At 47.7% G+C, this 4,657-nt stretch carries 2 protein-coding genes; both read right to left on the bottom strand.

Going from position 1 to position 4,657, the window contains the following annotated elements; genetic code table 11:
• Positions 1 to 1,156: 1,156 nt before the first annotated feature.
• Positions 1,157 to 2,986 carry a replication endonuclease gene (locus RTI30_RS12755; protein ID WP_312283944.1) on the bottom strand — a complete coding sequence of 610 codons (1,830 nt, stop codon included), beginning with the start codon at positions 2,984 to 2,986 and terminating at the stop codon, positions 1,157 to 1,159.
• Between the two features lie 144 nt (positions 2,987 to 3,130).
• A complete protein-coding gene (locus RTI30_RS12750) occupies positions 3,131 to 3,868 on the bottom strand; it encodes a hypothetical protein (protein WP_312283943.1) in 738 nt (245 codons plus the stop codon).
• Positions 3,869 to 4,657 lie beyond the last annotated feature (789 nt).

The raw sequence follows: 4,657 nt of genomic DNA, 5'->3' as shown, positions 1-4,657 counted from the left end.
AATCTTGGGCCGCTGAAAGTCTGCTTGTGCTTTACGCATAAGGGGCGAATGGGGGGACTTCCCATAGAATATCTTACAATTCGAGCGAAGGCGCGTATCTGTTAACGCATGATCAGATAACACGGGAATCAGTCAACGGGGTCTAGCTGGCAACTGGATGATGTACCGTAAACACCGATAAAAGTGTTGCATGACTGAGGGAGACTCCTTGAGTAGGTTACATGTAATTATTACATGTTGTCGTTGCTTGCTGACTAGCCGAAGGTGAGCGAATAGCGAAAGAGGGGGGCGGTTGCGAACGCATGTGACTTTGGCGAGTTACATAGCTTGGGTTTATAGACTCATCGCCGCGGATTGTTTGGCGACAATCTGTTAATAGGCAACAGGTGACACTGTTGTGGCGATAATTTGAGCGAATAAGGCAATTGTTTTGCATTATTCATTATTAAAAGGCTATCTTCGGGTAGCCTTTTTTATTTTGCAAACAAGTGTTGTTAAAAGTTTGCACAGGCCGTTTTTTTGGTTTTCTGTAGTTAAACTTTGCCCGGTTGAGCGTTTACGCTCACGATAAGCCGCCACTGCAGCTCTCACGGCTGCTCGCCGGTCTTCATGTATTCGAGGTCTGCCACGTTTTCTATGTTGCTCTTGCATGGATGTTCTCCTTTTTGGTATCGATTAAATATTACATTATAATATAAATATAGCATTTAATATTACAATGTAATATAATTATAATATAGAGATACTGTTTAATGTTGTATAAAACTGTCCAGAACTGTCACATTGCTGTTATATTATACTGTCTCGTGCTGTAATATATTGTTCACTTTTACAGAATACCTAGCTTTACTTTTGAGAGTGGCGAATTTAGATTATTTATCTTGCGTTCCACGAATCGGCTTTTTATTTAGCTGCTGAACGGCTGCGGCCTGTTTTCAATCCTGGATTTTTTCGTGGGGTGCTGCTTTCATTGGAGACCTTCAACATGTCGGCCTGTTTGCCGTTGATCGGACGGGCAGCGGCGCCGCTGCCGCGCTGGGCGAGAGGCTCCGCGACCGTAGGGAGTGGAGACGGGGAGCGCGGGCACCCGTCCGCCCCTGCCGCCTCCTACTCACCCCACACCCGCGTAAGAATGGAAGCCATGGGCAAAGCCTCTCTAGAACCCCACCGCCGGGTCTATCTCTTCGCACCACTTTTGCCACCCTTCAGGGTCTTTTCTTGGGTCTGGGGGGGCTGTTTTTTGCGGGGTCTGTCCTTCTTTTAGCTCCCAGAATCCCCCTGCTGGGTTTCCCGGGTCTCCCCCTTGTCCTTTTTGCAGTAACTGTAGCAAATGCGATTTGACCTGTTCCTTAAACTCAAGCTCCATCACTCGTGCGTTTATGTCCTCTCTAGCTTTAGCATGGGCTCTCTCTGCTTCCACGTCTGCTATTTTACGAAGAACCCACTTTGCTTTTGTTATGATATTACCGGCTGCATCTGTTAAGCCTATGATCCTTTTTCTGGTGCATACATAGCCGCCGAGTTCTTCCCCGATTACGTCTTCCTTTAATGGCTGTAGTCCTGTTTTGTTGGCTGCCTTGAAAAAACTCCACCAGTCGCCTTTTTGTGCTGCCTCTTGTGCCTCTCTGCTCGCTCCCGGTATCGGCCCCATGCTCCGGCATAGCCTCCATACGGTCGCTTTTCTTCCGCTGAAGGCATAGGCTCTAATGCCATATTGCCGGTACCATGCTCTATATCTATTGTGCTCTTTTTTACTAATGCCGCTCCCGGTCGATATTTTATTTAGGTATGCGTTTATATAAAGCACCGCGCCAAATATCCCGGCCTTTGGCACCTCCACTGCTACCCCTCTTTTGTATCGGTCGTTACCTGTCTCTTTTCCCGCCTCGAATCTGTCTCTTAGAATCTCCTCTATTTGCTCCCAGTTTTCTTCCTTAGAAAAGGCTAGCATGTGGACGTGTGGCGTGCCGTCCCGGTGCGGCTCGACTACCCGCTCCCAGATTATCTCGATCTCGGCTTTTTCAAATGCCGCCCGTGATTGGCTCCACCCTGTGTTTATCCACTCCATGGCTTGCTTTGGTGTTGTCCCGTCATAGCTTGGATTTTGCTTATAACTACCGCCTGCCGTGGTCATCATGTGCATATGTGCGGGGCAAGTGATTGTGATAAATCGTGGCGTATAGCCTAGCTCTTTTGCGGCATGGCCTAGCCCAAAAGCTGCGGTTATTCGCTCGGCCTGCTCTTTTTTTGCTTTATCTTTTGGCGTCGGTAGCGTCATTAGCCGCCCGTCTTTTTCTCTGACTGCCACATGGTCTTTGGCCCATTCTTCGGCCCTTCTGTCTACTGCTTGACTTGTCGTTAAAGAATCGCTAGATACTGCTTTTATATGGTTAGGCACTAACTCTCGCCAAATCTCTTCCCGTATTCTATTTACTACTTTTTTTGTAGCCCTTGCCCACCATCCCCGCGTTGTCGCGTTTTTGTAAATAACGGCAAGAACAACTCGGCCCCAGTCTGCTTTTGGTGCCCCTGTCTCCCTTAGCTTAGTTTTCACTCCCGGAAGTTGCAATAAGTCCTCCACGCCTAAAGTCTCTTTGATTACTTTAAGCATCCCTTCGTTACCGTATTTATTAAATGCAATTATTATTTGTTTTGCTTGTTGCTCTGCAAATTTATTGATTTTGTCAATGTCTGAGTCTAGGTCTATGTAGTTTAATAGCGGCTCTCTTTTAGCTATGATCTTTGCCGGAATTAGCACGTCTTCTATGGCCTGCTTTGCCGCCATTTTTTCTTCCTCTGGTAGCGGCTGCCTACCTAAAGCCACCACTTTGAGTATGTCCTCTGCTCGTTTTTGGACTAGCGGAATTATCGCTTTTTTTAGGTTTTCCGTGAGTTTGATCTGGACGTCGCGCACGTCCTTTGCCGCGTCTTGATAGAACAAGACGCGGGCAAGCTCTGGGAATAGCGCCTCGGCTGCTGCGGCCATGGCGCTACTCGTTAGCTACGGCGGGCCTCTTTGCTAGGGGGAGGGGGGAAGACTTGCAGACTGCGAGAATAGTGTCTATACTATCTGTGTCTGTATTCTTCCCCGATCTCCTAGCTTGGCGGCCCAGGATCGGGGTTATTTTTTTCATGCTGCTATTTGTTCAACCTCTTGTGTTGTTATGGCAGTTTTAGCACGTTTTACTATAACGCTCAACTGTTTGCCAGTGTTGGGCAGTCTCTTAACGTAGTATAGGCGCTGCGGTAGCCCCGGCGGGAAGCCTTTTTCATGCCCAGCCCGTTTCCATTCACCTTTTAGCAGTTTGTTTAGCTTCCTGATTTGCTGCCTTATCGCCGCAAAACCCGGCGATTTATGCAGAGAATCGACCTCGATTTTGATTCTTGCATTGTTTTTGCTTCGCACTGCTTCAATGATGCGGAGTTGCCAAGATTCATAAGTCTGTTTGCTCATACGCCACGACCACACCGGTTTTGCTATGTCTTTTTTGGTTATTTTTACCAGTTCGTAGCCTGTTATATTTAGCGCCGTTTTTGGGTTTAATGCGTCTTTTAACGGCTCGGCTTTGTGTGCTACATGTTCCCCGTTAGTTACTAATAAAGCCCAAAGAATAGGGCTTAACGGCTCTTTTTTTGATTGATATAAAACTAAAACAGCACAACCCTCGCCCCTCTTTTTGGCCCTTAATCTTTGGTGCCGGTCTTGGTTTATATCGTAATATCTAGCAAATTTTTTCACTAGGCCATCGGCTTTTTCTGGGATTATTTCTCCGGTTATGTAATTAGTAAAACCCAACCGCACAAACGTCATTATCTGCTGCATAAAAGCAACTTTATTATCGAAAACCAAGGGGTCAAACTTAGCCATTTATGAAAACTCCTGCATAGCAAACATATAGTATATACACCGCTATCGCAATTTAACTTATATTGGCTGCATATTAGATGCATACACAAAAAAAGATTCCGAAATTTTTTCGGGGCGCTATACTATGTAGCTCATAATAGAGGGGCTGTGATACTCGCCAAGTAGGACAACCGGGGGTGTCACCCCTCGGCTGTGTAATGCGTGGGTCTATCGACCCGTAGATTGCTCGCCAAGCAATCTAGACCGCAGAAGCCGCGTGCCTTTAGTCGGGCTGGCGCGGCAAACAACCCGGCGCTGGGGGGGTGCAACTCCTTTCCTTCGACCGGATTCCATGCCGGAAAAAATTTTCGGCGAGATTGGGCGACGTGGACACGGGACATGGGAGCAAATGCCCATGATACCCTGCTGATTTATGAGAGTGTGAAATCACTCCCATGGGGTGCGAGTAATCGTACAACATGTGATGGGCCGGAGGCTGCTGAGTTTGTCGCGAGGCAATCGGGGGTGTGAGGGAGACTGGATCGCCCTAGGCGCGTGTGGCGCAAGCCATAAGCCCTGTTGAATAGCTCAACCGGATAAGTCGACCGTGGGATACCATAGGTTGATTCCAGGACAGAAGCGTCGGACGTGTTTATTACACGTTAGGCTAGAGCATTGATGAATTGTCTGGGGTAAGCGAGCCGTTTTGGAATCTTGGGCCGCTGAAAGTCTGCTTGTGCTTTACGCATAAGGGGCGAATGGGGGGACTTCCCATAGAATATCTTACAATTCGAGCGAAGGCGCGTATCT

The sequence above is a fragment of the Candidatus Igneacidithiobacillus taiwanensis genome, assembly GCF_031962545.1.
GTDB classification, from domain to species: Bacteria; Pseudomonadota; Gammaproteobacteria; order Acidithiobacillales; family Acidithiobacillaceae; genus Igneacidithiobacillus; species Igneacidithiobacillus taiwanensis.
The sequence above is the reverse complement of the archived record's forward strand: the minus strand, read 5'-3'. Positions and strand labels throughout refer to the sequence as shown.

Excerpts from the sequence above, each read along its gene's own strand:
- RTI30_RS12750 (WP_312283943.1), bottom strand. The coding sequence starts at position 3,868 with ATGGCTAAGTTTGACCCCTTGGTTTTCGATAATAAAGTTGCTTTTATG.
- RTI30_RS12755 (WP_312283944.1), bottom strand. The coding sequence starts at position 2,986 with ATGGCCGCAGCAGCCGAGGCGCTATTCCCAGAGCTTGCCCGCGTCTTG.